This window comes from Desulfatiferula olefinivorans (assembly GCF_054657895.1).
In genome coordinates, this window is the sequence record NZ_BAAHXV010000075.1 from 1 (window position 1) to 3715 (window position 3715).

Annotated in this window: 3 protein-coding genes and 1 pseudogene; all 4 read left to right on the top strand. The window is 32.8% G+C overall.

The genetic code is table 11. The features are described 5' to 3' along the window. A pseudogene (locus ACYQ11_RS21700) lies at positions 1-515 on the top strand (IS701 family transposase); the annotation flags it as partial. Between the two features lie 41 nt (positions 516-556). After that, positions 557-1540, top strand: a complete 984-nt coding sequence (locus ACYQ11_RS21705; protein WP_459925928.1) for a BUD32 family EKC/KEOPS complex subunit — start codon at positions 557-559, stop codon at positions 1538-1540. 478 nt (positions 1541-2018) lie between these two features. Then, complete coding sequence (locus tag ACYQ11_RS21710) at positions 2019-2264, top strand: hypothetical protein (protein ID WP_459925929.1); 246 nt, start codon at positions 2019-2021, stop codon at positions 2262-2264. 107 nt (positions 2265-2371) lie between these two features. Next, positions 2372-3427: a GNAT family N-acetyltransferase gene (locus tag ACYQ11_RS21715; RefSeq protein WP_459925930.1), complete on the top strand. Its 1056-nt coding sequence runs from the start codon at positions 2372-2374 to the stop codon at positions 3425-3427. The last annotated feature ends 288 nt before the right edge of the window (positions 3428-3715 follow it).

Here is a 3715-nt window from a genome sequence, read left to right on the forward strand (position 1 = left end):
GCCACGGAAAAAAACGTTTCGTGATTGCGCTCAAATATGAAGGTGAAGAACCCTATCGATATATCATCGCATCGGATATGACCTGGCGAACGGATATCATTGAAGCCTATACCTTGAGATGGCTTATCGAGGTTTTCTTTCAGGACTGGAAAGGCAATGAAGGTTGGGGCAAGCTGACCAAGCATCCCGGCGCCGACGGATCAAGCAAGAGCCTGATTCTGAGCCTGATGGTTGATTACTGCCTCCTTTATCATCCCGATAAACTGGCCCGGATAGAAAACAAACTTCCCGCATACACTGTGGGCAGGATGATAGCTAAAATTAAGGTGGAAGGGCTACTTTATACCCTTGAGAAAGCGCTTCTGGCTGATGACCCGATTGAACAGTTCAAAACATTCGCAAGGGCTTTGGAGGATAATCTGGTTCAGCTCAACACTTCAACGAAACACATGGCTCCTCGGGGGCTTGGCAACCTGGAACCATCACCTGCTCTCAAACACAGGCAGGCTGCTTGACATGGGTACTAAAAACTTGAAGATCGAGTGGAATAATTATTATGGATATCGACAGAATAACCAAATTAATTAAGATTAGAAAATTTTTTCTAATATGGATACTTGTGGTCATTATTCTTACTTTTTGTGTTATTGTTCGTGAAATAAAAATAGTTATTATTTCAATAACTTTTATTATTTTATTTATATTTTATCTAAAGGCCTTTCATATAAAAGTTAAATCAATTTATAAGATTATTCGTTTTAAGCTAATTCGAACTAATTCTTATTTAGAAAAACCAATGTTGAATGTATCTAATGTTATTGATAATGATGAGGATTTAAGACGCATATTTCATTTGGTTTATGAGAATGGTGAAGCTGAGTTAGCCATAATTGATCAAGATGGTTATTATTACCCTTTATATAATGTGAAAAACATATCTTCATTAAAATTAAAAGAAAATCATCAATTCCTAAAACGTAAAAAGTATAATCTTAGTTTAGTAGTACTTGATGGAGGTATTTTAGCTGTAAAAAAAAAATTTGGAAAGGAGAATATTGCTTTTTTTGCAAATGAATTAATTGTCCTATCTACTCTACAGAATAGATGTATGGTTCCTAGAATTATAAAAACTGATATCAATAACTGTATTCTTTATATGTCTTACATTAATGGTATTACTGTTAGAAGTATGCTTGCATCACAAGGAGCAATGATTTTAGATGTTCATTATCTATCAAAAAATGAACAAAATTCCCGTAATGAATGGATTAAAAGAGTACTTGAAGGAAAAAAGTATTTAAGTACATGTATTGATCAAAGAACGATAGATATGATCTATAAAACAATAAAGCAGATTCATAATTTAGGCGTATGTGTTTATGATATTAAATATGGAAATATTATGATTGAAAAATCAACAAATGATGTTTATTTTATTGACTTTGAAAATTCAATTTTGTTTAGTTGTCACAAGGGATTTATTTATAAAAAAGCCATCGAATTTGACTTGGAACTTTTAGATTTTCATTTTAAATTATAAATCCGGTTCTCTAAAAAGCTCCAGTTTCAAGAAAGTGCTCTGATATGGGGTTCACCGCAATTAGAGAAAGTTCGCGTTCACACTTTATTCATTTGGGAAAACCCCCGGCTCTGCCGGGGGACACTAACAGTTTGACAGTTCCGGAATAAAATAGAAACCTCCAATCAAGTGGCCCGCTCAAAGTCACAAGAAAGGAGGTTTCATGAACGACTATCAGAGTTTAAGTCAGTGATGTCCGGTTAGGTTTTTGCGTGTAATTTTTTTTAATAATTAGTGCATTTTTTGCTTGACATTTGAGCATTTAGGGCGGCGGCCCATTGTTATTTGCTTATAATAACAATTGGTTATAAAAATGCGCTTGCCGATGCTTGTCAAAAAGAAAATTGATTCAAAAACCTATAAACTATATATTAACCAGGCAATAAAATATCTAAGTATTTAGTAGGAATTGAGCGACAAATATGCTATAGAGTGAGTCATGGAAAAAATTGACGCACGCAAACTAAGTACAGAAACCCAGCAGCAACTCCGCAACCAGGCTATTCGCCTTCGGATATCTGGCAAGAAGTATCGAGAAATATCTGAAATTACATGGATTAGTGCAACAACAATCTGCACATGGTATAAAGCTTATCTTGATGGCGGTAAATCGGCATACCATGTTCAGAATTTTCTTGGATTTCTTCATCTTGGATGTTCACTTATTTTGCTCAGATTATTTTGAGATGGCTTGTAATATCACAAGCCTTTGACAGATAAGATCAAAGCATATTTACTGGAGGTTCTTAGAGAACCGGTATTATAAAAAATTCAATTTTTTGGAATGAAATTATGGATTATACGATATTACCTTTTAATGCGAAAGTTCATAAAGAGACGGTAATTAAACTCTGGAAAAATAATTTAAGACGTTTTTTTTCTGGTCGTTTTGAATGGATACATGATAAAAACCCTAACGGAGAACCTCAAACGTCAGTAGCTGAATTTTGTAATTCAGAAATTGTCGGATATTGTTCTAATTTTCCTAGATTACTAAATGCAAATGGCAAAGACTATAAAGTTGGTACATCAATAGACTTTATTGTCAGAGAAGACCATAGGGTCTTTGGTCCTGCACTAAAGATGCAGCGTGAAACAATTAAAAAGTCTTTAGCTGCAGGCTATGACATTAATATCGGTTTACCAAATGAGCCTTCCAGGGGGGTATTTAAACGTATAGGCTTTAAACCACTAGGAAAAATGAAAAATTTTTCAAAAATCTTGGAATCAGAAGGAAAGTTTATTCAATATACTAAAAGTAAATTTTTAGCTTATTTATTGGGCTTTTTAGTTGATAGATGGTTTTTATTTTCAGATCTTTTTAAACTTTTTTTAATTAAAAATTATAAATACCTTTTCAAAACTTTAGATACTTGTAATTCAGATTTCGATGAGTTTTGCAACAATGCAAAAGAATCTGTTTATTTAATGTTTAAAAAAGATTCTTCATACCTCAATTGGCGTTATGCTGACTGTAAAAGTTTTGATTATAAATTTTATTGTATTTACAAAAAAAAAAACAAAAAGCTTTTAGGATTTATTGTTTATTATATAGAAAAAAATAATTCAACAATTGTTGATATGTCTTTTATTAAACCTGGAGTTATTGTTCAAGCTTTATTGCTTTCATACTCGATGAGCATGAGAAAGATTGGGACTAAATCTATAATATTAAGTTATTTAGGAAGTGATGTACTTATCGATATCTTAAAAAAAAGTAATTTTATAAAAAGGAATAGTAGTCGAATCTGTTATATTATGCTGAATAGTGAATTTAATGAACAAAAAAGTGAGATGCTTAAATCAGAGAAAAATTGGTTACTATTTGATGGAGAAGTTGACCTTTAACCCGAATATTTCAAAAAAACCTGAAAGTCGAATAACGCGTACACTCTTATTTAGAGCTTACGCCCAAGAATTTCAATAAGAGCATGTTGGCCACTTGATACAGTGGACTATCGATATTAACTCGGCAATAAAATATCTAAGTATTTAGTAGGAATTGAGCGACAAATATGCTATAGAGTGAGTCATGGAAAAAATTGACGCACGCAAACTAAGTACAGAAACTCAGCAGCAACTCCTCAACCAGGCAATTCGCCTTCGGATATCTGGCAAGAAGTATAGAAAAATATT

What these genes read in the sequence shown, in the direction of transcription:
- ACYQ11_RS21715 (WP_459925930.1), top strand. Translation starts at nt 2,372, where the DNA reads ATGGATTATACGATATTACCTTTTAATGCGAAAGTTCATAAAGAGACG.
- ACYQ11_RS21710 (WP_459925929.1), top strand. Translation starts at nt 2,019, where the DNA reads ATGGAAAAAATTGACGCACGCAAACTAAGTACAGAAACCCAGCAGCAA.
- ACYQ11_RS21705 (WP_459925928.1), top strand. Translation starts at nt 557, where the DNA reads ATGGATATCGACAGAATAACCAAATTAATTAAGATTAGAAAATTTTTT.